Source organism: Calothrix sp. FACHB-168, from assembly GCF_963889195.1.
Classification (GTDB): Bacteria; Cyanobacteriota; Cyanobacteriia; order Cyanobacteriales; family Nostocaceae; genus Aulosira; species Aulosira anomala_A.
The window spans coordinates 13,378-38,484 of sequence record NZ_CAWPNJ010000074.1 but is presented as its reverse complement, the minus strand read 5'-3'; the positions used below and the strand labels follow the sequence as shown (position 1 = coordinate 38,484).

Genomic DNA, 25,107 nt, shown 5'->3' with positions numbered 1-25,107 from the left:
CTATGCCTCAAAGCTAGATTTGCTAGGCAATTATTGTTGTATCTATGTATCTATTATTTTATCTTCTCTAGATAATCACTTAGTACTTAGCCCTTAAGGCAAACATTGATCCAACCAAAACGCACAATCTAGTATTGCTTTTAACAATTGGTTGACTTAATAATTTACACTTTTTCCTAACAAAAAATAGAATATCAAAAAAGCATCTGTGTAAATATAAAAACTTTCTTAAATTTTTTATATTGGTTTTATCTGGGGCTAAACAAGTCGTCAGACCGCTCAAGATCTTAAGATTGAGTTGATTACGAGATTTGATGACAGCTTATGATTTGGCCCTTTAAGCCCAAGTTTAGTAAACAAATTGCGCGGATTGAAATTACTGGTGCAATCTCTGGGGGAACGCGCAAACGTGTTCTAGAAGCATTAAAAACAGTAGAGGAAAAAAAGTTTCCCGCTTTACTGCTGCGAATTGATAGCCCTGGCGGGACAGTGGGAGATTCTCAAGAAATTTACAGCGCCTTGAAACGCCTGCGGGAGAAAATGAAAATAGTTGCCAGTTTTGGTAATATTTCAGCTTCTGGCGGCGTTTACATTGGCATGGGAGCCGAACATATCATAGCTAACCCCGGTACCATTACGGGGAGTATTGGTGTAATTCTGCGCGGCAATAATCTAGAGCGCCTGCTAGATAAAATTGGTGTTTCCTTTAAGGTAATTAAATCCGGCCCTTACAAAGATATTTTGGCATTTGACCGCGAATTAACACCAGAAGAACAAACTATTCTGCAAGAATTGATTGATGTCAGTTATCAACAGTTTGTGCAAACCGTCGCGGAAGCCCGTTCTTTAGCAGTAGAAACTGTGAAAAGTTTCGCTGATGGGCGGATTTTCACCGGACAGCAAGCTTTAGAGTTAGGTGTAGTCGATCGCTTGGGAACAGAAGAAGATGCGCGACGCTGGACAGCAGAACTAGTTGGACTCGATCCCGAAAAAACCCAATGCTTTACTTTGGAGGAACGTAAACCTTTGTTAAGTCGATTGCTACCAGGAAGTCGTCAAGCTTCCGCAGGAATTGGCGCTGGTATTGACTGGCTAGAGTTTGAGATGTCTACGAGTGGTTTACCCCTGTGGTTATATCGACCATAAATAGTTATTAGTCACAGTTAAATCAACAGTGATAAAAACTATAAAGTGAGAAAAGATAGCTGTTGATAATTTAAGGAGGATTGGGCGTGGATTGGCAAATGCGGGCTATTCGTGGAGCAACAACCGTTTCGGAAAACACAATTGAGGCGATGAGAGAAGCGGTTACAGAGTTACTAGATGAGTTGGAAAGCCGGAATAATCTCCTGCCAAAGGATATTATTAGCGTGACATTCTCAGTCACCAAAGATTTGGATGCGATTTTTCCAGCTGCGATCGCCAGAACTCGTCCAGATTGGGATGGGGTGGCGATGCTAGATGTGCAGCAAATGCATGTTGAAGGTAGTTTACAGCGCTGTATCCGCTTTTTAATCCACGTTTACCTGCCAATCTCCGCACCAATTTACCATATTTATTTGCGTCATGCGGCTAACCTGCGTCCTGACTGGAGTTTACCCCAGTCATTAGCAGGATCGCCCCAAGTAGTAGTAACCACAAGTGGCGATCGCGAATAACTTCCCACTCAGTTAACGCAGTTAAGCATAGCGTGAGACAGGTTTACCAGCTTGTAGACGCCTTTGGCGTCTTCTCGCCAGGTGAAATAACAAGGAAGACAAGGAGGACAAGGGAGACAAGGAGGACAAATGACCAATGACAATTGTACAGACGCGATTAATCGCGTCTCCGACTATTGACTAATTCCAATTGCCAACCACAGTAAAAGCAGACCAATAATAAGGATGGGATAGTCTCAAATTTTCAGGCGCATTGATTTCTGCTGGTAGGGAGACAAGATTGTTTTCCCCTAGACGTAACTTACCATCCTCTATGCGCACTTCGCCTTTAAGCATGGCTAATTGGGCTTCTCTGAGTGCCAAAGACCTTAAAGATTTAGCCTTTAACTCATCATAAAATTTAGTCATCAGCGCTAGAGAACCTTCATCACTGACGTACCACAGACTACCTAGTGCAGTTTTGACTCCAGCTTGGACTGCTAACCCTGCAAATCCTAATTCGGCTTCGTCGTTTCCTAAAGCCGTTGTACAAGCACTCAAAACCAACATTTCTACTTTCGGTTCAGCACTCCATTTTAATTCCTGAGATAAACCTCGGAGTTGATTTAAGCGAATTTTTTCATTCCACAACTGAATATAAGACTTACTCAGTTCTCCTGCATTAAATTGTCCGTGGGTTGCTAGGTGAATAATGCCAAAACGCTGTTTGCTACTGACAGACTTGAGGTTTTCAATGGTAGAGGCTGTGTTTAATAATGACTGAGACTGTCCTTGCCAAATTTTATTAGTTAATGTGCTAATTTCTACTTCTGCAAATGGCAATGGTACTTGCTCTTCTGTACTTTCTGATACTCCTACTGCTAAAACTTGGGATTGGGCGATGGGTGCAAACCGAGTATCTGTGAGGCTAAAGCTGGGTATTAGGGCTACACTGTACTTTTCAATGATGAACTGTTTACCATCATGTAAAGCTGCAATGGGAAGCGATCGCAAACCGCTATCCATTGAGAAAACTACAGTATTGATTTTGTTAGCTTGTAAAGTAGTTTCAAAAGGTGCAACTATCCATTGATAAAGTTGTTGGGAACTTTTGAGATAATTATTCTTTTCATTTCTAAAGTTAGTAATTTTTAGGCGAAAATCTTGAGCAGCTTTTTGCACGAGATTATGTTTCGCTTCGGGGATATTCTTACGGATTGGTTCTAGATTGGCGCTGGCACTATTTAAACATTTAGAATTGCTAGCAGAACTTTGCGGTGCGCCGCTAGGCAGGATAAGAATTAAATCCAGTTTGTCTTGTAAAGACGTTACATATAGTAGAGCCGCATTTTGTCCAGTTTGCTGACATAAATTTCTTAAAGTATCGGCAATTTCTTTAGCTGAAGCAACATCTCCATAGAAAGATGTACCAAATCTTTCACCAATTTCTACTGCTTGTAATTCTTCAAATTGTTCAACAGCTTGCTCAACTGGTGCGGATTCAAAACTTTTATCAAATACATCGCGATCGATTTCAATTCCATCCCCATCTGTATTATTTGGTAATTCTTGAGTATCGGGGCCAGTGACATCTGAATTATTATTGAGAATTTCCTGATTATCAGGGAGGGTAGTATCTGATTGATTGAGGGATTGGGCATTAACCGATTTAAAGAGAATTAAGACTAAAACCACTGATAAGAAAATGCCCAAGAATGAACGAGGTATTTTCATCATAATATTTTCCTATTGTGTCAGAGATTTAATTTAAAAAGAAATGCCATAACCAATACCAAAAATAAAGCGAGCGCCATCACCGGCATTTCCGGTAATATCGCTCACTGCTGGTGTTATGACTAAAGGAGTGTTTTTAAATGGTGTAATCGATAATCCTAGAGTTAAATCTTGTCCAGTCCATTCGGCGATCGCGTTTACAGGTTGCGCTACTCTTAAGGCTACACTACCAAACACGCCGATAGAATCAACTTTATTAGTAATATCAGATTCCGAGCGAAATTGACCGCCACCAATACCAACAGAAACATAAAGACGGCTCAAAGGTTTAGTATCGCTATCTTGGAGGCGAAACATTTTAGTAACTACACCATAAGCGCTTGTACCGCCGTCAGTTTCACCAAAAGTCAACACATTTTTCACGCCAAAAGCTACAGCAAAATCCTCTGGAAGCCGACGATGTAATTTAAAACTGATAGTACCATCTTGAAGATTATCGAGGTCAACAATACCTAAACTGATATCTAAACCTACAGACTTTTGTGCATCACCAAAACCTATACCAAATCCAATCACACCATCAGCTGTATCAGTAAAGCGAGTGCGCGATTGTAAACCTAAGCCTATAGCCGCACTTCCCCAAGATTTACCATAAGCCGATGGCGTTTGAATCGTGACCCCAGGAGATGTCACCGCACCAGTTCTTTTTCTTCTAAATGCGGCGGGGATTCTTTGCGGTTGAAATGGTTTTTGTTCTGGGGAAGTAGGTTCTATCTGTAAAGGTTGTTGTCTAACTGGCTGTGATGTTGATTCGTTGGTGATTTCCGTTGCTTGAGTTAGATAAAATGGCTCTATCTCTTCAGGGGAAGGTTTGGTGAAAGTTACAGATTCTTTACCAAATTCTTCGGGATTCGGAAGTGCCGAAAAATTTTGTGATTTTTCAATCTTACTTGAGACAAATTCATCCTGATAGATAATTTTTGTCGTGTAATTATTACTATTTGTGTTTATAAGCGGGTATTCTCCTAGAAAGTAAAGCATAGTTATCCTAAGCTCATTAATAATTGGTTTTGGTGATATTCTTACTATCTAACCAACAAATAGAGCAGATTTATTCCCTTGTAACAATTTGATAGTTTTAATTTAGTATTGATCTTAATTGTTACGTTGTCATCCACAGTATTTATATTTAAGCTCTTTCTTATCTGTAATATTTGAGTGTAGGATGTGAAATGAAGATAACGACAAAAAAGCGATCGCTATGGTCGTAACTACAGCAAAGTGGACAATAGAAGAGTACCACCGCATGATTGCCGCCGGTATATTAGATAATCGGCTTGTGGAATTGTTGCAGGGAGAGATTATCGAGATGTCACCAGAAGGAGAACCCCACGCCTATTTTAGTAGCGAAGCCGGGGAATATCTCACGCGATTATTGGGCGATCGCGCGACAATTCGTCCAGCCAAACCAATTACCCTGGCGAATAACTCTGAACCTCAACCAGATATTGCGATCGTTCAACGTTTAGGGCGTGAATATCTCAATCATCATCCTTATGCGGAAAATATTTTCTGGCTGATTGAATACTCCGATTCCAGCTTAGAAAAAGATTTAGAGATAAAAACTAAAATTTATGCTGAAGCGGAAATTCCAGAGTATTGGGTAGTGAATTTGCGAAAAAGGCAGCTTATAGTATTTAGAGATCCCCAAGATGGTGAATATGCTTCTAAATTTACACTTACAGGGGGCAGTATTTACCCGATAGCATTTCCAGATATAGCTGTTGCAGTAGATTTGATTGTTAGTTATTAGAATAGAAATACTCTTATACCAATTCTCTGTAAAGCTGCACATTAACGCCCGCAGGCTAGAAGCCTGGGGCTAAATAAACCAAGCCTGCCTCCGCAGGCTAATAATATGCATCTTCATATCGAAATGGTATTACGCACAATCTACAAATTCTTGGCGTTCTTGGCGTCTACCCTGCGGGAAGCCACTGCGTGTCTAATGCGGTTCAATAAATATGGTATTTCTACATCCGCTTGCAGATTTTATTGACTGCAATTCTCCTATTAGTAACCCATCGCCTAACTATTACTATGAAGGGTATTGTCCGCAAACTGGGAACTTACTCAGATTACCCCGTACAGCGTTAGTAGAAGCGATCGCTCACAGTTTAATGCAACAACTAGCCAAAAATGACCTTTACTCTCAAGAAGGTAAGATGTATGGGGTATTGCTGGTTGAACTACCTACGGGCGAACAGCGCATCATCAAAGCTTTCTCTGGTTTGCTGAATGGTTGTAGTGTAGTTGAGGGTTGGGTTCCGCCAATTCCGGGGCGAGAAGAAGTAGCTGAACAAGAAGCTAAAACTTTGGTGGAATTGGCAGATATCAAGCAAGAATTGATTAATTTACAGCAAATTCCCCAAAGACAGGAATACAAAAAGCGATCGCAGGAATTTACACAACAATTACAAGCAATGCGCGATCGCCATCGTCAGCGCAAACATCAACGCCAAGCAGAACGCCAGCACATCTGCAATACAGTCACAGGTGAAGCACTGACTATTGCTTTGGAAAAACTTGATGCAGAAAGCCGTCAGGAAGGAATAGCAGAACGCCACCTGAAACGCCAGCAAAATCAAGTATTACAGCCACTTCAGCAGGTAATCACCGCCGCAGATCAACGCATATTGGAATTAAAACAACAGCGCAAACAGCGATCGAGCCAACTACAAACGCAAATGCACGCAGCTTATACTCTAATGAATTTTTATGGACAATCGCGATCGCTACAACAATTGATACCATCAGGATTACCCACAGGTACAGGGGATTGTTGCGCCCCTAAACTATTACAATATGCAGCGATGCATCATCTCAAACCCTTAGCGATGGCGGAATTCTGGTGGGGTTCTCCATCAATAACTGGAGATAAAATCCCCGGTGAATTTTACGGTGCTTGTGCAGAACGCTGTCAGCCATTAATGGGATTTTTACTTTCAGGGTTAAAAGAATTTAACTCTGCAAATCTCTTATCTATTAATATAGAAAAGGACGAAACACTCTCAATTATTTACGAAGATGAATGGTTAATTGCTATTAATAAACCCGCCGGATTATTATCAGTTCCCGGACGTTATTTAGATACTCAAGATAGTGTTCTCAGTCGGTTACGCAATATATTACCAGATGGCATGTCACTCAATGCAGTGCATAGACTGGATCGAGACACTTCTGGTATTTTAATTTTGGCACGCGATCGCCAAACTTATCGCCAACTCAGCCAACAATTTCAGCAACAGCAAGTTAACAAAATTTATGAAGCTTTACTTTCTGGTATTCTCACTGCTGAGAAAGATGTAATTGAACTTCCATTATGGGGAAATCCCGATCATCGCCCCTATCAACAAGTTGATTGGCAATATGGTAAACCTAGCATTACCCATTTTCAAGTAATAGCTAGAGAGGGAAACTATACCCGCGTTGAATTTAAACCGCTAACAGGACGCACCCATCAAATTAGGGTTCATGCTGCTGATATTCAAGGGCTGGGTATACCAATTTTAGGAGATAAATTATATGAGAATAATAGCCAAGTAAATCGCTTACATCTCCATGCTAGAGAAATTAACTTTCAGCATCCACATCTAGAAGAAACTGTTTATATACAAATAAAAACGCCATTTTAACTAATAAAAGAATGCAATAAATAATATACAGTATATTTCAGGTAAGCGCTTTGGGGCATGGCAGTGCCAGTGCCCCTACAATCAACGATCATCTATACTTCGCCAACTGGCAATATATAGCTGTAGCCAGATAGATTAGGACATCAACCTAATACCAATTCAAATAATGTTTGCGACAGATAAATTCTTTGTAGGGGCACGGCATCCACAATCTGTTGGCATATCAAATATTTTACTGGTGCCGTGCCCCTACTACCCATCTGTCGCGTTCTTTTTTCAAAATGGTATAAGATTGCAATAAAAGGCTTTTAAGTCTGTCAACAGTCAACTGTCAACAGCTATACTTTATCATTTGTATATGATAATTATGGGTGTCACCTTTGGTTGATTGGGATTGCTGAGATTTAATCTATAATGTATTCTTAAAAAATCGTCATTTATACCACCTCGTACTGTCACTATATAATTAGCTTTCCGCGAAGAGTCTTTTGCAACTTTTTCAATTATCTTATCTTGAATCAATTGAGATTGTTTTAATTTCTGCGGCTGTGCATTAAAGGTTGCTAAACAAAAAACACCTGTGGAATTAGGAAATTTATATACTTGTAAAAAATATTTTTGCCGATTAACATCAAAAGCAGATGTTAAATATATAGTGCCGCGCTTTTGAGGGGGAATTTTTCTAAAAACTTCTGGTGTTCTTACATGATACTGGCAATTATTATCAATAATTGGTTCGCCAGCATTAATAGGTTTTGATATAATTGCTATGCTTGCTGTTAATAAACTTAAATTTGTTAAGCCCAATCCAATATATTTTAAGCAAGGGAACATATATTTTACTCCTGATTCCATCTCTGGTGACGGAGTAAAATTTTAGCTAGTTCCTATAAGGTTTTGTAGAAGATAAATAATAGGCGATCGCACTATTTAAGCAATATCCAAAACCTACATTTTTTCTCTTTACTTTAATCGATTCGACAACGCCCTTCACCATCGCAAAGTTGCTGTTGACGCTGGGAAATAATATCTTGTAATTTCGGTCTTCCTGTCAACGCCAGTCGCCAATCTGCCCAAATTCCATAGAGAAAATCTGCGATCGCGCCTACTATCGGTAACTTAGTAACACTATATACCCAACCTATCCCCAGAACCTCGTAAACCCGGCGAAACACCTCCACATTTTTCACTACCGTTCCATCAGCTAAAACTGCATGGATGCGTCCCATCGCTGTTTCATAGTCAATATTGCCATGTGCTGTTGGGTTATAGTCATTGTCTGCAATATCCACAAAATTCACTAATCCTCGTCCAGCATCGCGTTTTTGCAGAAAATTCACCTCGCGCAGACACAAAGGACATTCACCGTCATACAACAGTTCGATTTTCCATGTGGGTGCAGTCTTGGCAATAGAGGATTGAGAATTGAGTGAAGACATAGAGGCGCTTTTATTAAGATTCTTATACTTATATATATATTGTAGAGAAATTCATCGCTGAAAGAATCGCCGTCTACTGAAAGCCGATGTTGCCAATAGTCCCGGTAAAGCTTGGCATATATATATTGATATCTATCGAAACTGCTACAGCCATTAATAAAGTCAGAGGTAACCTCTACAAGCCTGACTACAGACTGCACTCGCTCATAATTAACAACCAAACTAACACGCTTTGTGGAATGAAAAATCGAATCATAGAGTCAAATTTATATGTATTTTTACAAAAACCTCTAGATATAAATTTTTCTATGCCTTCGGAAATAAATACTTATTCACAATTGTTTACAAAGTCGAGTAGAATGACCTTATTCACAGATAAGTATTTTTTCTTATTGACATGATAGCGGATCGATTTCCTTGGCTTACCGCGATTGTTCTACTGCCACTGGTTGCTTCCCTGCTTATCCCGGCGTTGCCTGACAAAGATGGCAAGCGCGTAAGGTGGTATGCCCTTGGCGTAGGTATCGCAGACTTTGTTTTAATGTGCTATGCCTTTTGGAAGCATTACGATGCCAGCAGTGCTAGTTTTCAACTCGTGGAAAATTATGCCTGGCTGCCCCAGTTAGGTCTTAACTGGGCTGTATCGGTCGATGGGCTATCAGTCCCATTGGTGCTGCTAGCAGGATTTGTCACCACACTCTCGATGTTTTCTGCGTGGCAAGTCGATCGCAGACCAAAACTATTCTACTTTTTAATGTTGGTGCTGTATTCAGCACAGATCGGGGTATTCGTTGCTCAAGACTTGCTGCTGTTCTTCATCATGTGGGAAGTCGAGCTGATTCCCGTCTACCTCCTCGTCTGTATTTGGGGCGGACAAAAGCGCCGCTACGCAGCAACTAAATTTTTGTTATATACCGCAGCCGCTTCTATATTTATTCTTGTCGCCGCATTGGCAATGGCGCTCTCCGGTGGCGGTACCATGACCTTTGATATGGCTGCTTTGGGAATGAAAGATTTCCCCCTGGGTCTAGAACTGCTGCTCTATGCAGGATTATTAATAGCTTTTGGTGTCAAGCTGGCTATTTTCCCGCTCCACACTTGGTTACCTGATGCTCACGGTGAAGCTTCTGCGCCCGTATCCATGATTTTGGCTGGCGTGTTGCTAAAAATGGGTGGATACGGTCTAATTCGCTTAAATTTAGAACTTTTGCCCGACGCTCACGTATACTTCGCCCCTGTTTTAGCCATCCTGGGTGTTGTTAACATTATCTACGGCGCGCTGAACTCCTTTGCCCAAACCAACATGAAGCGCCGCTTGGCTTATTCCTCAATTTCCCACATGGGCTTTGTATTGTTGGGAATTGCGTCTTTCACAGATTTGGGAATCAATGGCGCAATGTTGCAGATGATTTCCCACGGTTTGATTGCTTCAGTTCTGTTCTTCTTAGCAGGCGTGACTTACGACCGTACCCATACAATGTCAATGGAAAGTATGGGCGGTATCGGTCAAGCAATGCCTAAAGTATTTGCTCTGTTTACCATCGGTGCAATGGCTTCTCTGGCTCTACCTGGAATGAGCGGCTTTGTCGGCGAACTTTCGGTATTCGTTGGTATAACTACTAGCGATATTTACAGTTCGACTTTCTGCACAGTAACAGTTTTCCTCGCAGCTGTGGGCGTAATTCTCACACCAATCTATCTCCTTTCCATGTTGCGCGAGGTCTTTTACGGAACTGGTAAAGCGCCTACCTGCGACCTGACAGATGGCGGATTTAAGAATGACGAAGCAGAAGAAGCTGTATGTTTTGGTACAGATTGCGTTCTACCTACCGAAGCAGTATATAGAGATGCTAGCCCCCGTGAAGTGTTTATTGCTGCCTGCTTTATCGTGTTGATTATCGGCATTGGCTTTTATCCCAAGGTAGCGATGCAGATGTACGATGTGAAGACTGTGGCAATCAATGCTCAAGTACGCGAATCTTACACCGTCATTTCCCAAGCCAATCCCCGGATTTATGCTAGTGGATTTTTAGCTCCCCAGATTACAGAACCGGAAATCTCACCAGTTTTGGCAACTATGAAGTAAGCTTTTCGACCTCTATTATCTGTTGAAAATGTAGCGATCGCTCTTTTGAGGGCGATCGCTTTTTTTTGCTTATATACCTGTATAAAACATCTATCTATAGATATAAATCCTGGCAAATGCTTTGTTACCTCTACATTTCCCATGAAGGATTGACGGGAATGAATTTAAATATGTTATGATTTGTCCTGTGCAAATGTTATGATTTGTAACATGACTCTAATTTACTCTCTAGTAGATTATTTGCTGGCTTAGGCTAAAACAGCTTAATTTAGAGGCATAAAGCCAATTCAATCAAGTAAAATTTTTGCACAAAAGATTTTTGCTTAATAAAGTTAACAGTTCGTTAACTAATGGTTCATATATATTTAAATTCAGAATTTTTCGGAATTACTGAGATAAATATATGAAATACTGAGCATTAATTTTACTTGAGTGAAGAGGAATAATACTATCATCCTGAATAGAAGGTAGTCAGTCTTCTTCGTTTTTAGCCATTTTATGGTTTGGGACGAATGCTAAAAAACAACAATTTGAGGATTAATTATGGCTGTAATCTCAAATGTCAGTCTGAAGATAGACAAGATGAGTAATCTACTAAGATAGGATTTTTGCACAGTCAAAAAATCGGAAAATTGTTAGAAAAAAATACAGTGGAGTTAATTAGCATTTAAGTAAAATTACTCAAAATCCACTGTCATCTTGAGCCAAAAAGAATGTAGCGAGTAGCCATAGAAGGTTTAATCGTAATGCTAAACAACACCGAACTTCAGGTAAATCAGGGTGCTAATCTCAAATTAAAACTGGGAGAAGAACAAGACGAACTTTTCTCCAGGACAGCAGTTTGCCGAAATCGCACCATTGGTAAACCACTAAAGTTAAGCATAGTGGTAAGTAAGTCGGTGCAATGAAATATAACTAGTCAAGGCTGTTATTTTTCCTTTGTGATTATTCATTGGTAAGAGTTTCCAGCCTATTTGTGCAATTACCGACTTACTTATAAATCTGAATTCAGATGAAATATTCTGCTTGTTCAAGTCAACAATTCTAGAAGAAAGAATGCAAGCGTTATGGCGCGATATTGCAAATGGGACTAGTTGACTAGTTTTGAGTTTCTCCTGAATGAAAGATTAAGCCACCTAAATAATTTACTCAAATGAATGGTGTTGTTTAATAACAATGCCACACAGTAATAGAAGTCAGCTTTTTTATAAAAAGCTGGTTTTGTGATGCCTTTAATCTCAAACATTAAAGAGTATTATTTCCTGCTTGCTTGCATTAGGGTAAAGCGGAATTTTTACCAGAATTCCACAATTTTTTAATTTCCAGAGAGGTCAAAAGACATGAGTAATGTTCAAGCATCGTTTGCAGCTACAGAAACTGCATTTCACGTTCAAGGCTATGAAAAAATAGATTTTAGTCTTGTCTATGTGAATGGTGCATTTGATGTTCAAAACCGAGAACTTGCTGATAGCTATGCAAAATTTGGTCGCTGTTTAACTGTAATTGATGCCAATGTTTATGAACTTTACGGCGAGCAAATCAGGTCATATTTTAAGCACTATGAAATTGACCTGACAGTATTTCCTATCATCATTACTGAACCAGCTAAAACCCTTGCTAGTTTTGAGAAAATTGTTGATGCTTTTGCGGATTTTGGCTTAGTTCGTAAAGAACCAGTTTTAGTGGTTGGTGGCGGTTTAATTACTGATGTGGCTGGGTTTGCTTGCGCTGCTTACCGTCGCAAGAGTAACTATATTCGCATTCCTACTACATTGATTGGGTTAATTGATGCAGGTGTAGCAATTAAGGTAGCAGTGAATCATCACAAGTTGAAAAATCGCTTGGGAGCATATCATGCACCTTTGAAAGTTATCCTCGATTTCTCATTTTTGCAAACCTTACCAACGGCTCAAGTTCGTAATGGGATGGCGGAGTTAGTCAAAATTGCTGTAGTAGCTAACTCAGAAGTTTTTGAACTGCTATATGAATATGGCGAGGAATTGCTTAACACTCACTTTGGACATGTGAATGGTACAGCAGAAATCAAAGAGATTGCTCATAAAGTCAACTATGAAGCAATCAAAACTATGTTGGAATTAGAGACGCCAAACTTGCATGAAATCGACCTCGATCGCGTCATTGCCTACGGACATACTTGGAGTCCTACCTTAGAATTAGCGCCACGTGTACCTCTGTATCACGGTCACGCCGTCAATATAGATATGGCTTTATCTGCAACCATTGCTGCACAACGAGGTTATATTCCCACAACAGAACGCGATCGCATCCTCGACTTGATGAGTCGTATAGGTCTATCACTCGATCACCCGCTATTAGATGGGGATTTACTCTGGTATGCCACCCAGTCTATTACCCTAACACGAGATGGTAAACAACGCGCCGCCATGCCTCGTCCCATTGGTGAGTGCTTCTTTGCTAACGATTTGACTCGTGAAGAACTAGATACAGCCTTAGCTGAACACAAACGTCTTTGTGCTAAGTACCCTCGTGGTGGAGCAGGTGTAGACGCATACATTGAACCCCAAGAAGTTCAATTAGTGGGAGTGTAAAAAGATGACGAGTATTACACAACTCCCTCCTGCTAGACCAATCACACCACACAGCATCTTAGTAGCGCAACTACAGCAAACCCTAAAATTAGCACAACAGCAAAACATTCCCGCAGAGATATTAGATTCTCTACAGCAAGCGGTGCAATTAGCAGCAGGTTTAGATCCCTACTTGGATGATTACACCACCCCAGAATCAAGTGCATTAACAGCATTGGCGCAAAGAACCAGCCAAGAAGACTGGAGTAAACGCTTTAGTGATGGGGAAACAGTGCGCCAACTAGAACAAGAAATGCTCTCTGGACATCTTGAAGGACAGACATTAAAAATGTTTGTACACATGACTAAGGCCAAGCGCATTCTGGAAGTAGGAATGTTTACAGGGTATTCAGCCTTAGCAATGGCAGAAGCACTACCAAGGGATGGACAACTCATAGCTTGTGAAGTAGATGCTTATGTGGCTCAATTTGCTCAAGCTTGCTTTGATGCATCTCCCGACGGTGACAAAATCGTTGTGGAAGTAGCACCTGCTTTAAAGACACTCCACAAGCTAGCAGCAAGTAAAGAAACATTTGATTTAATCTTCATCGATGCCGATAAAAAAGAGTATGTAGAGTACTTCCAGACCATCTTGGATCGTGACTTACTAGCTCCCGACGGCTTAATCTGCGTCGATAATACTTTGCTACAAGGACAAGTTTATCTACCACCAGAACAACGCACCGCCAATGGTGAAGCGATCGCTCAATTTAACGCTGTTGTCGCCGCCGATCCTCGTGTAGAGCAAGTTCTGTTACCCATCCGCGATGGTGTGACTCTGATTAGACGGGTAGGGTGAAACAATTTTAGATTTTGGATTTTGGATTTTGGATGAAAATTTCCTTAATCCAAAATTGAAACTTTAAAATCTCAAATTTGCTAAAGAAGATTGGGAATTAGTTTGTAGAGACGTTGTATTGCAACATCTCTACAATCAACACAAAGGAAATATTTATGGCACAATCAATTTCGTTATCTTTGCCTGAATCTACAACGCCTTCAACGGGTGTGAGGGTAAAGATAGTGGCTTTATTCAAGACTCTCGGTACTCTGACATTATTACTATTAGCCTTGCCATTCAATGCTTTGATAGTGTTGATCGCTTTGCTGTGGGGAATGGCGCGATCGCCTTTTACCAAAAAAGCTGTGATCGCCGCGAATCCTCAAACTATCTTGGTAAGTGGAGCCAAGATGACCAAAGCCTTACAACTTGCGCGTAGTTTTCATGCCGCCGGACATAGAGTTATTCTGATTGAAGGTCACAAATACTGGTTATCTGGTCATAGATTTTCCCAAGCTGTAAGTCGTTTTTATACAGTCCCCGCACCGCAATCAGACCCAGAAGGATATATTCAGGCGTTAGTAGAAATCGTCAAGCAAGAAAAAGTTGACATTTACGTACCTGTATGCAGTCCTGTAGCTAGTTACTACGACTCTTTAGCAAAGCCTGCACTATCAGAATACTGCGAAGTTTTCCACTTTGATGCAGATATTACCAAGATGTTAGATGATAAATTTGCCTTTACTGATAAAGCGCGATCGCTTGGTTTATCTGTTCCCAAGTCTTTTAAAATTACCGACCCCCAACAAGTTATCAATTTCGATTTTAGTCAAGAAATCCGCAAATATATAATTAAAAGTATTGCTTACGACTCCGTTCGCCGCTTAGATTTAACTAAACTACCCTGCGACACCCCAGAAGAAACAGCCGCCTTTGTCAATAGTTTACCTATCAGTCCAGAAAATCCTTGGATTATGCAAGAATTTATTCCCGGGAAAGAGTTCTGTACCCATAGTACAGTCCGGGATGGAGAATTAAGATTGCATTGCTGTTGTCACTCTTCTGCATTTCAAATCAACTATGAAAACGTCGAAAATCCCCAAATTCGTGCATGGGTGCAACATTTCGTCAAAAATTTGCACCTGACTGGACAAGTTTCTTTCGACTTTATTCAAGCTGAAGACGGTACAGTTTACGCCATTGAATGCAATCCCCGTACCCATTCGGCAATCACCATGTTTTACAATCATCCTGGTGTTGCAGAGGCCTATTTTGGTAAAACTCCCCTACCCGCACCTCACGAACCCCTAACAAATAGCAAGCCTACTTACTGGATATATCACGAAATTTGGCGATTAACTGGTGTCCGTTCCTGGAAGCAATTGCAAACCCGCTTGAATATCCTATTCAGGGGAACTGATGCAATTTTCTGCCTTGATGACCCTGTACCATTTTTAACCTTACATCACTGGCAGATTCCCTTACTTTTGCTTCAGAATCTCCAAAAACTCAAAGGCTGGGTAAAAATAGACTTCAATATTGGCAAACTGGTGGAATTAGATGGTGATTAAAAATAAAAAACTCCACCCACGAATCGGAGTTTTATCAGTAGGGGCGGGTTTACAGATATCCTCGTTTTTGGACGATGATCTTAATAAACCCGCCCCTACAACTGACTTTTGACACGCGAAACGCAATAAAAAATTATACATATTTACAAAATAGAATCATGTCAAAACTTCGTATACTTCATTTAGTTGGCTCTGCCGAAAATGAATTTTACTGTGATTTGTCACGCCTTTATGCTCAAGATTGTCTCACAGCAACAGCAGAGCGATCGCGCTATGATTTTCAAATTGCATATATCACACCCGATGGAAAATGGCGATTTCCTGCTTCTTTGAGTTTAGAAGATATTGCGATCGCCAAACCGATGACTGTGTTTGCAGCCATACAGTTTATAACAGCGCAAAACATTGACCTAGTGTTACCACAAATGTTTTGTATTCCGGGAATGACTCACTACCGTGCTTTATTTGACCTGCTGAAGATTCCTTACATCGGTAATACTCCAGATATTATGGCGATCGCATCTCACAAAGCTAAAGCCAAAGCAATTGTCGCCGCCGCCGGAGTAAAAGTACCGCATGGAGAACTCCTCCGTCCAGGAGACGTACCCACAATTCCACCTCCAGCCGTCGTCAAACCTGCAAGTTCCGACAACTCTTTAGGAATAGCCTTAGTTAAAAATGTGACTGAATATGACGCAGCCTTGAAGACAGCATTTGCATACGCAGATGAAGTCATTGTAGAAGCATTCATCGAACTCGGCCGAGAAGTCAGATGTGGCATCATCGTTAAAGATGGGGAATTAGTAGGTTTACCCTTGGAAGAGTATCAGGTAGACCCAATCTCCAAACCCATCCGTAACTATGCTGATAAGCTACAAAAAAAGGAAGATGGTAACTTACATTTAATGGCTAAAGACCATACAAAAGCTTGGATTGTAGACCCCAACGACCCCATCACCCAAACAGTTCAGGAAATAGCAAAGCAATGTCATCAGGCTTTAGGTTGTCGCCACTATAGCTTATTTGATTTCCGAATCGACCCAAAAGGAAAACCTTGGTTTTTAGAGGCTGGATTGTATTGTTCTTTTGCTCCTAAAAGTGTGATTTCCTGTATGGCGAAAGCCGCCGGAATTTCTTTAAATGAGTTATTAATAACGGCTATCAATCAAACCTTAGCAAATACAGCAGATTGCCAGTTGGTGACGTAGAAACGATGTTGATTGTAGGGGCACTGGCACTGCCATGCCCCGAAAGGCGAGGGGATAAAGGAGTGGGGTGAAAGGTTTGTGGTATCAGCATTTGAGTTTAATTTGACACAACTGGAGTCACCCCGCCCCTACAATTGGGCATAATTTATTTGTTGGAGTTTCCTAAGTCCAATAAATAATTAAATCAAGCTACTGGCGAATTTTTGTAAATCAACATTGGGATTATACACAGTAGCTAAAAGATCGTTCGTTCCTTTGTCATAGATCAGCACGCTTTGATTTTGACCTAATGCCAGCCGCACATTACTAGGATCGGCAACATCAAACTTTGTCATCCCAAACTGGTAGTTGTAGATTTGATCGTATCCTACTCCTACATCCAGAACTACGACATCGCGACCACCATTTAATCGCACAATATCCCATCCAGAACCGGAATTAATCACATCATTGCCGGAACCAGTGTTAATGGTGTCGTTACCATCACCAGCCCAGATTTTATCATTGCCACCATTACCATTAATCAGATCGTCACCTCTACCACCATAAATTAAATCATTACCAGAACCACCATTAATAATGTCACTTCCAGAACCGCCTAATAGTGTATCTCTGCCACCATTACCATTGATTGTGTCTCTACCGCTACCACCATCTAAGTAATCCTTGCCGGAACTGCCATTGATATTGTCATTTCCACCCAGTGCATAAAAGAAGTCATTTCCACCATTGCTATTAAAAACGTCGGCATATTGAGTGCCTCGAAGATTATCGCTTCCGGTTGAACCATTAAAAACAGCCATTTTTTATTTTCCTGATATTAATTAAGTGCTGATTTAATGTGCAAAAGCAAGTAAAAATTTGCACATCACTTTTAGTTATGAATAAACAATAGATTATTTGTGTATTAGGCAAATTACTTTGTGAGTTTATTTAGTATATATTTATTGAACTTAAAAGATAAATTTTTTACTTTTTGTATTATGAAATCTATGTGAAGTACTGATATAGCAATTACTTACAACTACGCTACTAATAATTACAAAGTAGCAAATAACACTATTATTTGGATAAATTAATCCGGTATAAGCAATAAATTTATTATTAATAGAATAAGTAGGATTACAAGTGTTAAAAATCCATTTCTTAGCTGAATAATAACAGCATATTTAAATTTAAATGCTTGGAATATCGAGCCAGGTTAATTACTGACTCTCTAGAAGGCTATTTTCTGGCGAAACATACATTTATTACTGATTATTCGCCAGCTACTACTGAATACTGAGCCTCGTAGGTTGAATCAGTTTGCAAACTAAATTTATATGAGTAAATGCTCTCATATATATTAAGAAATATTACATTAATACAGGCGATCGCGATATTTTCACTAGTACAGGTCGGCGGAAATGAGCATACCATTGTAGTGCGAGCATCTTGCTCGCGTTTGTCAGCGAGCAAGATGCTCGCACTACTCTAGATTATCAAAATGAATTTATAAAATGGTATGGTTATTTACGCCATGCAGCACTAGTAGCGACTTCTTTAACTCTGTGAAATGCGATCGCCTGATTTTACTTAAAAAAGTCACAACGAATAAAAAAATTAAATATCTTAATATAAATCATCATTTCATAAAATTCTTTTACCTAAAGCCACCTCTCTATCTGGCTGAATTAAAACGACTTCCCCCTCATCAAGCACTACTCCTAATACCAAAACCTCAGACATAAAATCTGCAATTTGGCGAGGGGGGAAGTTAGTAACGGCTAAGATTAATTTATTGACTAAATCCTCTGGCTGATAAAGCTTAGTAATTTGGGCACTAGATTTTTTAACGCCCAAATCACCAAAATCTATCCACAGTTTATAGGCGGGTTTTCTCGCCTTAGGAAAGTCTGCTACTTCGATCACCTTCCCAACGCGAATCTCGACTTTTTCAAAGTCATCATAGGTAATTTGTAGCATTTATTTACCTATTAACTTTACTAAACCAATTCCACCGAAATAAAGTCCTAAAACTGCACCAGCTAAAAGGCTTTGGGTTAAGGGGTCAGTAGAAGGCGTAAGCACAGCACCGAGAACTACCGCACCCATAATTACGTATCGCCAACCAGAATACATTTGTTTGGAAGATACAATTTCCAATGCCCCAAGTAATAATTGAATGACCGGAATTTGAAATGCTAAACCCGTACTAAATAACAGCAGTAAAACAAATTCAAAATACCTTTCAATTGACCAAAGTTGCTCTACAACATCCGCACCATAGCTAATAAAAAACTTTAAAGCGGCGGGAATCAGTAGAAAATATGCAAATACTAACCCTGCCACAAATAACACGCTCGAACCGAAAACCACAGGCCCTAATAAACGGCGTTCGCGGCGAGTTAATCCGGGAAGGACGAACTGAATAATTTGATAAAGGATAAAGGGTGTAGACAGCAATAAACCAGTGTAAGCGGCAACTTTCAGAGAAACAAAGAAATATTCTCCAGGGGCAAGTTGGAGAAATTTTACCCCCTGGGCGGGCACTTCTAATAGCTGAACAATCGGTCTGACGTTGAAGAAACAGCCAAAAACAGCGACTGCAACGGCAATTAATGCATAAAAAATCCGTTGCCGCAACTCCTCTAGGTGGTCAAAAAACGACATTTCCACCTCATCTGGCAACTCATCTAGAGGATCGTCCTCAGAGTTGCCAAATTCTTCCACTTCGATATCCGGAGAAGTTGTAGCAGTTGCATCTGAGTATTCATCAGATGAATTGGACTGCGCTTGGGTATCTAAATTTTGTGGCGTCATGATTCAGCAATTAGGCAACATTTGTTAACTATTTTACTGGGCATTGGGCATTGGGCATGGGGCATTGGGCATTGGGCATTGGGCATTGGGCAAAAGTTAGGTTTGAAGGTGCAACTTCCGGCATCAAAGCTGCAATGTTGAGGTTTAAAGACGCAACTTTTGACATCAGAACTGCAATGTTGAGGTTTAAAGGCGCAATGTTCAAGTTCAAAGGCGCAACTTCCGACATCAAAGCTGCAACTTCCGACATCAAAGGCGCAATGTTCAAGCTCAAAGCTGCAACTTCCAACATCAAAGGCGCAATGTTCAAGCTCAAAGCCGCAACTTCCGACATCAAAGGCGTAATGTTCAAGCTCAAAGCCGCAACTTCCGACATCAAAGGCGCAATGTTCAAGCTCAAAGCCGCAACTTCCGACATCAAAGGCGCAATGTTCAAGCTCAAAGCCGCAACTTCCGACATCAAAGGCGTAACTCCCCGATTAAAAGTTTAACGCCCCATGCCCCATGCCCCATGCCCCATGCCCCGTACTCAATGCCCCATGCCCAATCATTACTGATTCGGCAATTTTGGATGTTCGCTGGAGTATTTGCCGACTAATTCGGAAATTTCTGGGTTATACAGTCGTAAATAATTCCAATAGTTGCCTAAAACTTGACGGACGTAATTTCTGGTTTCATCAAAGGGGATGTTTTCGACAAACTCATCTGGATCTTGTGTGGGTAGAGTTTGCAGCCATTTGGAAACGTTGCCGGGGCCTGCGTTGTAACTAGCGATCGCTAACAGGGAGTTATTGTTATATTGCTGATGGGTATGATCCAAATACCAAGTACCCAACATAATATTGTTGTCAGGATCTTCTAGCTTAATTGTTTTGCTATCAACTTTGATTTGCGGGGCGATCCATTTAGCTGTGCTGGGTAATACCTGCATCAAGCCCATAGCATCGGCAATGGATTTGGCTTTAGCTTCAAACCGCGACTCTTGACGAATCAAAGCAGTGACTAGCAAGGGATTGAGCTGGCGTTCTTTTGACCATTTTTCAATTTCTTGCAAGTAAGGAAAGGGATAACGGGCTTGCCAGTAAATGCTTTGTTTGCTGAGAGTTTGATATTCCGCTTGTTCTTCTGGTTTCTCTCTGTCTTCTAATTTAGAAATTGTGTCAATGCCAATTTTATTTTCTCCCCTAGCTAGCTGCATTAAACCCTCGGTAAATTGTTCGGCTACCGTAGGTTGGGCTTTATTGATAAATTCTGTCTCCCATTGCAACCAAGCGTCTCTATCTTGTCCTAAAAGATACAATTCTTTAAATGTCTCCGAACCAGCCGTAGGTACGGGACGCTGTGGGGGAACTACTTCGGGGTTCATTTGCCGGACGGTATTAAAATTACCCACATTCAGCCCCAAAATTGCTGCCGATCGCCATGCATAGTAGGAGTAAGGAAACTGGCTAATTACATATTCATAAGCTGTTTTCGCTTCTTGCTGTTTCCCTAGCTGGCTAGCCCATTTTCCCACCCAAAAACCTGCTCTAGGAGCCAAAATACTAGAGGGGTTGTTATTGGGAATTGGTTCTGCCCATTGCCATGCACCAACATAATCTTTGGCTTTGGCTTTTTCTTGGGCGACTTTCCAGCGATATTCTGCGGCTTCGTTAGAATCAGGGTATTTGCTAATCAGTAATTGCCATGCTTGGGCAGCTGATTTATTATCCTTGAGTCCTTGGTAAATTTTGGCTTTTTCTACCACTGCTTTCGGCGCTGCTTGGGGGAATTTAGCGATCGCTTGATCGAGGTACGGTAAGGCGTCTTTACGAGTTTGCGCCATTTCCGCTAAACGTAGTAAGCCTGTTCCAGTTTCTTCAGCTTCAGGAAATTCTTGCAATAGTTGTTTATAACTAGCGATCGCTTTTTCCCTGTCTTTACCTGTTACTTGCAAACCCCGTCCAGTACGGTAGAGACTGAGGGCTGTCTTGGTTGCTTTGCTATATGCATTGGCAGCTTTGTCAAATTGGTTGTTCATCCAATAAGCTGTGGCAATTATGTCCCAATCTTCTGGTTGGAGATTTGGCTGCTTCACTAGCGCATCTAATACGCCCACTATTCCCGGTTGATCGGCAGCGTATTTCGCCAACATTAACTGCAATTTTGGCTGATTGGGATTATCTTCTAAGCGTTTTTTGATAATTTCCCAGGTGAGGGGATGGGTAGGAAATTGAGCGATCGCAATATCCTGCTGTTTAGGTTGAGCAATCAAATAAATCGCTTTGACTGCGGCTGCGGTTTTGCCATACTGTCTTACCACTTTCTGGCGCAAATCTGAAGCTTTCCCAGCTTCACCTAGCATATCTTGCGCCTGGGCTTGTTTCAGCAGAATGTAAGGTGCGAGAATCGGATAATCTTTCTCTAGTCCATCTAGCAAAGCTAAGGCTTTTTTTGCCTGTGTTCTGTCAATATAATCGCTAGCTAAAAGATAACGAGCGCGTTCTCTATCTGGAGAACGAGAATTTTGGGCAATTTCCGCTAATTTTGCGGCTCTTTCTGGCAGAGATTGCGATACCAAAGGATATACAGCCGACTTCGCCTTACTAGCCTCCGAAATTTGTTCAGATTGATTGCTGTCTTGTTTGAGCCATTGTCCTATAGACTTTCCCAACTGCGGCGCTGAAACCATTGCCCCAGCTAAAAAGGCGCATAGTCCTGCACCAGCGATAATAGGAACTGGATTTTTTTTTAGTTGCTTCAGCATGAATACTCGCTGAAAATTTCAGATGAATTTCTTGAAACTTTAGCATTACTAGCGGTCAGTGGTGCGACTTTTTCTTTTTTCTCTGCGATTTGGGGATCGGAGATTATCGAAAAACTGGGTTTAACAGTTCGCGGAAGTCCCCACCCTCAGCGCAGCAGGGTGGGGTAGTGACGCTTCGACGACGAAAACATCTCACTCCCTAATCAACCGGAAGGTTGATTAGGGAGTGAGATGGTTGTTAGCGAAGCGGTAGCGACGAAGGAGCGTCGGAGTCGTCAATAGCTGGACTTGGTAGTCGGTCAATCCAGTCTTCAATCAATTGTGTCATCGTTTTTTCTTTGCTATTAGCATATAGTTTAAGCTTGTTGTATCTACGCTCAGACATCCGAAAACGTAATGATTTCTCTTTCTTGGATGTGTACACGTTACGCTACTTATATGCTAATATATAAATGGTTGTTGACCCACCCACACGGCTCACAACAAACGGTGTAGGGGCGGGTTTATTTGGATCTTTGTTAATCAACGAGGATATTGGTAAACCCGCCCGTACTAGCAGTCGTATGCGCGACCTCGTCTAAGAGCGTGAGAAAGGGGGAAAGACCTCGGTCACTGGAACGCACAGAGGTTACGTCCTGCGGTAAAAAATAAGCCATACAGAGGTGTACGTCCAAGTAATAAAACTGCCTGCGGGAGGCGGGCGGCTGCGCGGGTTCTCCCTATGAGGAGATAAAGGTAGTATTACCAGAAACGCTGTGTAAGACCATCATCGGGTTCAGTCCCGAATATCCTTGTGATATACCCAACGTGGCAACGGCGAATGAGACGCGAAACGTTGATGGTTGTCTTTGTGAAGCTCCGGCTTCAGCGAAGCAAGCCGGAGTACTTCACAACCCCATCCTTGGATTTTATCTAGCTCCCATGCTCTGCGTGGGAGCTTTGATCTGTGGGCTGCTGCCTCAATTTATCAGAAGACGAGGCTGCCGCCCACGAATCCCCATTGCAAAAGGATGCTGGAAACGAGATAGACAATGCTTTTGAGCTTAACTTAACACCAATGGGCATTGCCATGCCCCTACGATCTGTCACATTCTTTTGTCAAATTGGTATCAGGTTTAAATGACTTACGCATGAACAAATATTGACAAATATCTGATGTCTGAGATGCCAAGTTGCAACTATTCACCTCACATCCATCATGCTCTATTTCTACATTGCGTAAGTCATTAATTAACTATTTTTTCTTAGCAGGTGTAGCCGCCGGTCTAGCATTTTGCTGTTGATTTCCTCCAGATGACTGAGGTGCAAGGGAACGAATAAAATTAATCGACTCTTGGGATGGATACAACACAATTTTATTCATGCCAGGATCGTTGCTGCTGTTGAGCGCCTCAATCACGCCGTACAAATCTACTACTTGAATTTCTGTATTTGCACCTTCTTGGGGAGCTGCTTTTTTAAATTGGTCTAACAAGCTAACTGCTTGCTCTTTCTCAAAAAAGAAAGGAATGTAACGTTCATTACTTTGAGGCAAGGGTATAGTCAGATAGCTATTATCTTTCTTAAACTTGGGTACAAACAAGGGAATACCATTAAATTGTTGCCCTTGTTGACCGCTTTGAGTTAACAGAGTTCTAGCTGATTCTACCTGTTGTTGGGTTGGTACTAAAGTATAAAAAACAGAGTCTGACTTCTTCTTACCTTCGAGTACGATTTTATAGTAATCGGCTAAAGACAGAGGTCTCACCTGTAAGGTACTTGCCAGCTGTGGATTTTCTTTTTTGAGGCGATTATCTAAAAATTTCTGGGCGTCTTGCTTGCTGATAAAAAATCCTACTTGAGAGATTTTCTTACCTTGGTTATCCCGAGAAATAACGATGAATTCACCTTTAGCATTAGTCAGGGTAAAGACAGGTACCTCTTGCAATTTTTTCTCTACCTGATCTTGTGGTAAAGCGATCGCTTGGAGATTGCCGATTACTGGCAACGCCCCTGATAATACACTGCCAGCGATAGCTAATGTTGCGCCCCAGCGAACCAATGATTTCATGACTACTCCTTGTTTCAACAATTCAATTACCTCAGGTAAATAGTTGGATTTCCACGGCACCAACTTTTTTTAGTTATATAGCAATCTTTTAGAAATGTGAAAAATTTGTGTTGGCTATTGCATGAATAGACAACGCTCAAAGATTGATATTCCTGAATAATTTAGGATTGCTATAATCTGGCGTTCAGCCTGTAATGGTGCTATGTTTCAATTTATCTTTCTATGCCTATGCTTATTGCACAGCAAAATAACGTATGTGCCTCTTAATATAGGGTGACACAGTCACTACAAATTACTCAAATTATTTCCGCCTTAAATGTCATTTGATTTTCTTTACCTAACTATAAATGACGCCATTATATAGTGAATCGTTCCAATTGCCTGACATTTAATATTGGCTCACATTGTAGTAAATGTATATAAATACAGTTACTAGATTACTACCTGCTAAAAAATAAATTTGTCTTATGATAGCTTACCCAATAGCTTGCGACCAGAATCGGCAAATTAAATTACTCCGCAAAAATATCTAATTGGCAGCACAGCAATTTACCAATAATGAACTTAGCTCAACTATTGTTTTTTCTTATTACACATTGCAAAAAACCGCAGCTTCACTAATGAAACTACGGTTTTTACTTAAAAGCTAGAAATCGGGATGACAGGATTTGAACCTGCGGCATCCTGCTCCCAAAGCAGGCGCGCTACCAAGCTGCGCTACATCCCGGTTTGTCTATCTACTTTCAGTG

The 25,107-nt window shown here is 40.9% G+C and carries 20 protein-coding genes and 1 tRNA gene; 11 read left to right on the top strand and 10 right to left on the bottom strand.

Translation table 11 applies throughout. The annotated features are described in order from the left end of the window. Positions 1-324: 324 nt before the first annotated feature. Together sppA and aroH are read left to right on the top strand one after the other, a co-directional pair. Positions 325-1,146 carry a signal peptide peptidase SppA gene (gene sppA / locus AACW45_RS33490; protein ID WP_096645466.1) on the top strand — a complete coding sequence of 274 codons (822 nt, stop codon included), beginning with the start codon at positions 325-327 and terminating at the stop codon, positions 1,144-1,146. An 86-nt stretch (positions 1,147-1,232) separates the two neighbouring features. After that, complete coding sequence (aroH, locus tag AACW45_RS33485; RefSeq protein ID WP_313933743.1) at positions 1,233-1,658, top strand: chorismate mutase; 426 nt, start codon at positions 1,233-1,235, stop codon at positions 1,656-1,658. Positions 1,659-1,838: 180 nt separating this feature from the next. Here aroH and AACW45_RS33480 read toward each other — a convergent pair whose 3' ends face one another. Both AACW45_RS33480 and AACW45_RS33475 read right to left on the bottom strand, forming a co-directional pair. Next, a complete protein-coding gene (locus AACW45_RS33480) occupies positions 1,839-3,374 on the bottom strand; it encodes a CHAT domain-containing protein (protein ID WP_242045457.1) in 1,536 nt (511 codons plus the stop codon). A gap of 30 nt (positions 3,375-3,404) precedes the next feature. After that, the gene (locus AACW45_RS33475) at positions 3,405-4,412 is read right to left on the bottom strand and encodes a hypothetical protein (RefSeq protein ID WP_190630081.1); all 1,008 of its coding nucleotides are present in this window, start codon (positions 4,410-4,412) and stop codon (positions 3,405-3,407) included. Positions 4,413-4,632: 220 nt separating this feature from the next. Between AACW45_RS33475 and AACW45_RS33470 the strand changes: the two genes are divergently transcribed. Beyond that, positions 4,633-5,184: a Uma2 family endonuclease gene (locus AACW45_RS33470; RefSeq protein WP_190630079.1), complete on the top strand. Its 552-nt coding sequence runs from the start codon at positions 4,633-4,635 to the stop codon at positions 5,182-5,184. A 211-nt stretch (positions 5,185-5,395) separates the two neighbouring features. Further along, positions 5,396-7,066, top strand: a complete 1,671-nt coding sequence (locus AACW45_RS33465) for an RluA family pseudouridine synthase (RefSeq protein ID WP_190630077.1) — start codon at positions 5,396-5,398, stop codon at positions 7,064-7,066. Between the two features lie 348 nt (positions 7,067-7,414). Here the strand turns inward: AACW45_RS33465 and AACW45_RS33460 are convergent, their stop codons facing one another. Further along, complete coding sequence (locus tag AACW45_RS33460; RefSeq protein ID WP_242045456.1) at positions 7,415-7,921, bottom strand: hypothetical protein; 507 nt, start codon at positions 7,919-7,921, stop codon at positions 7,415-7,417. A gap of 113 nt (positions 7,922-8,034) precedes the next feature. Continuing rightward, positions 8,035-8,505: a thiol-disulfide oxidoreductase DCC family protein gene (locus AACW45_RS33455; RefSeq protein ID WP_190545751.1), complete on the bottom strand. Its 471-nt coding sequence runs from the start codon at positions 8,503-8,505 to the stop codon at positions 8,035-8,037. Between the two features lie 397 nt (positions 8,506-8,902). Between AACW45_RS33455 and AACW45_RS33450 the strand changes: the two genes are divergently transcribed. The 6 genes from AACW45_RS33450 to AACW45_RS33425 all read left to right on the top strand — a co-directional run bounded on the left by AACW45_RS33450 (position 8,903) and on the right by AACW45_RS33425 (position 16,760). Beyond that, on the top strand, positions 8,903-10,591 hold the full coding sequence (locus tag AACW45_RS33450; protein WP_190630075.1) for an NAD(P)H-quinone oxidoreductase subunit 4: 1,689 nt from the start codon (positions 8,903-8,905) through the stop codon (positions 10,589-10,591). Positions 10,592-11,337: 746 nt separating this feature from the next. Then, positions 11,338-11,499: a hypothetical protein gene (locus tag AACW45_RS33445; protein ID WP_190545755.1), complete on the top strand. Its 162-nt coding sequence runs from the start codon at positions 11,338-11,340 to the stop codon at positions 11,497-11,499. Positions 11,500-11,931: 432 nt separating this feature from the next. Continuing rightward, positions 11,932-13,161: a sedoheptulose 7-phosphate cyclase gene (locus AACW45_RS33440; protein ID WP_190630073.1), complete on the top strand. Its 1,230-nt coding sequence runs from the start codon at positions 11,932-11,934 to the stop codon at positions 13,159-13,161. Between the two features lie 4 nt (positions 13,162-13,165). Further along, on the top strand, positions 13,166-13,999 hold the full coding sequence (locus AACW45_RS33435) for an O-methyltransferase (RefSeq protein WP_190630071.1): 834 nt from the start codon (positions 13,166-13,168) through the stop codon (positions 13,997-13,999). A gap of 155 nt (positions 14,000-14,154) precedes the next feature. Further along, a complete protein-coding gene (locus tag AACW45_RS33430; RefSeq protein ID WP_190630069.1) occupies positions 14,155-15,552 on the top strand; it encodes an ATP-grasp domain-containing protein in 1,398 nt (465 codons plus the stop codon). Positions 15,553-15,710: 158 nt separating this feature from the next. Beyond that, positions 15,711-16,760 (top strand): D-alanine--D-alanine ligase family protein, encoded by a 1,050-nt coding sequence (locus tag AACW45_RS33425; protein WP_190630067.1) that lies wholly within the window; start codon positions 15,711-15,713, stop codon positions 16,758-16,760. 179 nt (positions 16,761-16,939) lie between these two features. Here the strand turns inward: AACW45_RS33425 and AACW45_RS33420 are convergent, their stop codons facing one another. From AACW45_RS33420 to tatC, 3 genes are all read right to left on the bottom strand, one after another. Continuing rightward, positions 16,940-17,563 (bottom strand): calcium-binding protein, encoded by a 624-nt coding sequence (locus AACW45_RS33420; RefSeq protein ID WP_190630065.1) that lies wholly within the window; start codon positions 17,561-17,563, stop codon positions 16,940-16,942. A gap of 826 nt (positions 17,564-18,389) precedes the next feature. Continuing rightward, positions 18,390-18,725 (bottom strand): tRNA-binding protein, encoded by a 336-nt coding sequence (locus AACW45_RS33415; protein ID WP_190630063.1) that lies wholly within the window; start codon positions 18,723-18,725, stop codon positions 18,390-18,392. Beyond that, positions 18,726-19,562, bottom strand: a complete 837-nt coding sequence (gene tatC, locus AACW45_RS33410) for a twin-arginine translocase subunit TatC (RefSeq protein ID WP_190630061.1) — start codon at positions 19,560-19,562, stop codon at positions 18,726-18,728. It lies immediately after the preceding gene. A 56-nt stretch (positions 19,563-19,618) separates the two neighbouring features. Here tatC and AACW45_RS33405 point away from each other — a divergent pair, with 56 nt between their 5' ends. Then, positions 19,619-20,053: a hypothetical protein gene (locus AACW45_RS33405; RefSeq protein ID WP_190692739.1), complete on the top strand. Its 435-nt coding sequence runs from the start codon at positions 19,619-19,621 to the stop codon at positions 20,051-20,053. Between the two features lie 59 nt (positions 20,054-20,112). Here AACW45_RS33405 and AACW45_RS33400 read toward each other — a convergent pair whose 3' ends face one another. The 3 genes from AACW45_RS33400 to AACW45_RS33390 all read right to left on the bottom strand — a co-directional run bounded on the left by AACW45_RS33400 (position 20,113) and on the right by AACW45_RS33390 (position 25,085). After that, a complete protein-coding gene (locus AACW45_RS33400) occupies positions 20,113-22,308 on the bottom strand; it encodes a lytic transglycosylase domain-containing protein (RefSeq protein WP_190630055.1) in 2,196 nt (731 codons plus the stop codon). Positions 22,309-23,542: 1,234 nt separating this feature from the next. After that, complete coding sequence (locus tag AACW45_RS33395; RefSeq protein ID WP_190630053.1) at positions 23,543-24,358, bottom strand: Tic22 family protein; 816 nt, start codon at positions 24,356-24,358, stop codon at positions 23,543-23,545. Positions 24,359-25,011: 653 nt separating this feature from the next. Then, positions 25,012-25,085: transfer RNA gene (locus AACW45_RS33390), tRNA-Pro, on the bottom strand. Positions 25,086-25,107 lie beyond the last annotated feature (22 nt).

What these genes read in the sequence shown, in the direction of transcription:
- sppA (WP_096645466.1), top strand. Translation starts at nt 325, where the DNA reads ATGATTTGGCCCTTTAAGCCCAAGTTTAGTAAACAAATTGCGCGGATT.
- AACW45_RS33445 (WP_190545755.1), top strand. Translation starts at nt 11,338, where the DNA reads ATGCTAAACAACACCGAACTTCAGGTAAATCAGGGTGCTAATCTCAAA.
- AACW45_RS33475 (WP_190630081.1), bottom strand. Translation starts at nt 4,412, where the DNA reads ATGCTTTACTTTCTAGGAGAATACCCGCTTATAAACACAAATAGTAAT.
- AACW45_RS33480 (WP_242045457.1), bottom strand. Translation starts at nt 3,374, where the DNA reads ATGATGAAAATACCTCGTTCATTCTTGGGCATTTTCTTATCAGTGGTT.
- AACW45_RS33420 (WP_190630065.1), bottom strand. Translation starts at nt 17,563, where the DNA reads ATGGCTGTTTTTAATGGTTCAACCGGAAGCGATAATCTTCGAGGCACT.
- AACW45_RS33405 (WP_190692739.1), top strand. Translation starts at nt 19,619, where the DNA reads ATGGGGCATTGGGCATTGGGCATTGGGCATTGGGCAAAAGTTAGGTTT.
- AACW45_RS33455 (WP_190545751.1), bottom strand. Translation starts at nt 8,505, where the DNA reads ATGTCTTCACTCAATTCTCAATCCTCTATTGCCAAGACTGCACCCACA.
- AACW45_RS33435 (WP_190630071.1), top strand. Translation starts at nt 13,166, where the DNA reads ATGACGAGTATTACACAACTCCCTCCTGCTAGACCAATCACACCACAC.
- AACW45_RS33400 (WP_190630055.1), bottom strand. Translation starts at nt 22,308, where the DNA reads ATGCTGAAGCAACTAAAAAAAAATCCAGTTCCTATTATCGCTGGTGCA.
- AACW45_RS33425 (WP_190630067.1), top strand. Translation starts at nt 15,711, where the DNA reads ATGTCAAAACTTCGTATACTTCATTTAGTTGGCTCTGCCGAAAATGAA.
- AACW45_RS33395 (WP_190630053.1), bottom strand. Translation starts at nt 24,358, where the DNA reads ATGAAATCATTGGTTCGCTGGGGCGCAACATTAGCTATCGCTGGCAGT.
- AACW45_RS33460 (WP_242045456.1), bottom strand. Translation starts at nt 7,921, where the DNA reads ATGGAATCAGGAGTAAAATATATGTTCCCTTGCTTAAAATATATTGGA.
- AACW45_RS33440 (WP_190630073.1), top strand. Translation starts at nt 11,932, where the DNA reads ATGAGTAATGTTCAAGCATCGTTTGCAGCTACAGAAACTGCATTTCAC.
- AACW45_RS33465 (WP_190630077.1), top strand. Translation starts at nt 5,396, where the DNA reads ATGGTATTTCTACATCCGCTTGCAGATTTTATTGACTGCAATTCTCCT.
- tatC (WP_190630061.1), bottom strand. Translation starts at nt 19,562, where the DNA reads ATGACGCCACAAAATTTAGATACCCAAGCGCAGTCCAATTCATCTGAT.
- AACW45_RS33430 (WP_190630069.1), top strand. Translation starts at nt 14,155, where the DNA reads ATGGCACAATCAATTTCGTTATCTTTGCCTGAATCTACAACGCCTTCA.
- AACW45_RS33415 (WP_190630063.1), bottom strand. Translation starts at nt 18,725, where the DNA reads ATGCTACAAATTACCTATGATGACTTTGAAAAAGTCGAGATTCGCGTT.
- AACW45_RS33450 (WP_190630075.1), top strand. Translation starts at nt 8,903, where the DNA reads ATGATAGCGGATCGATTTCCTTGGCTTACCGCGATTGTTCTACTGCCA.
- AACW45_RS33470 (WP_190630079.1), top strand. Translation starts at nt 4,633, where the DNA reads ATGGTCGTAACTACAGCAAAGTGGACAATAGAAGAGTACCACCGCATG.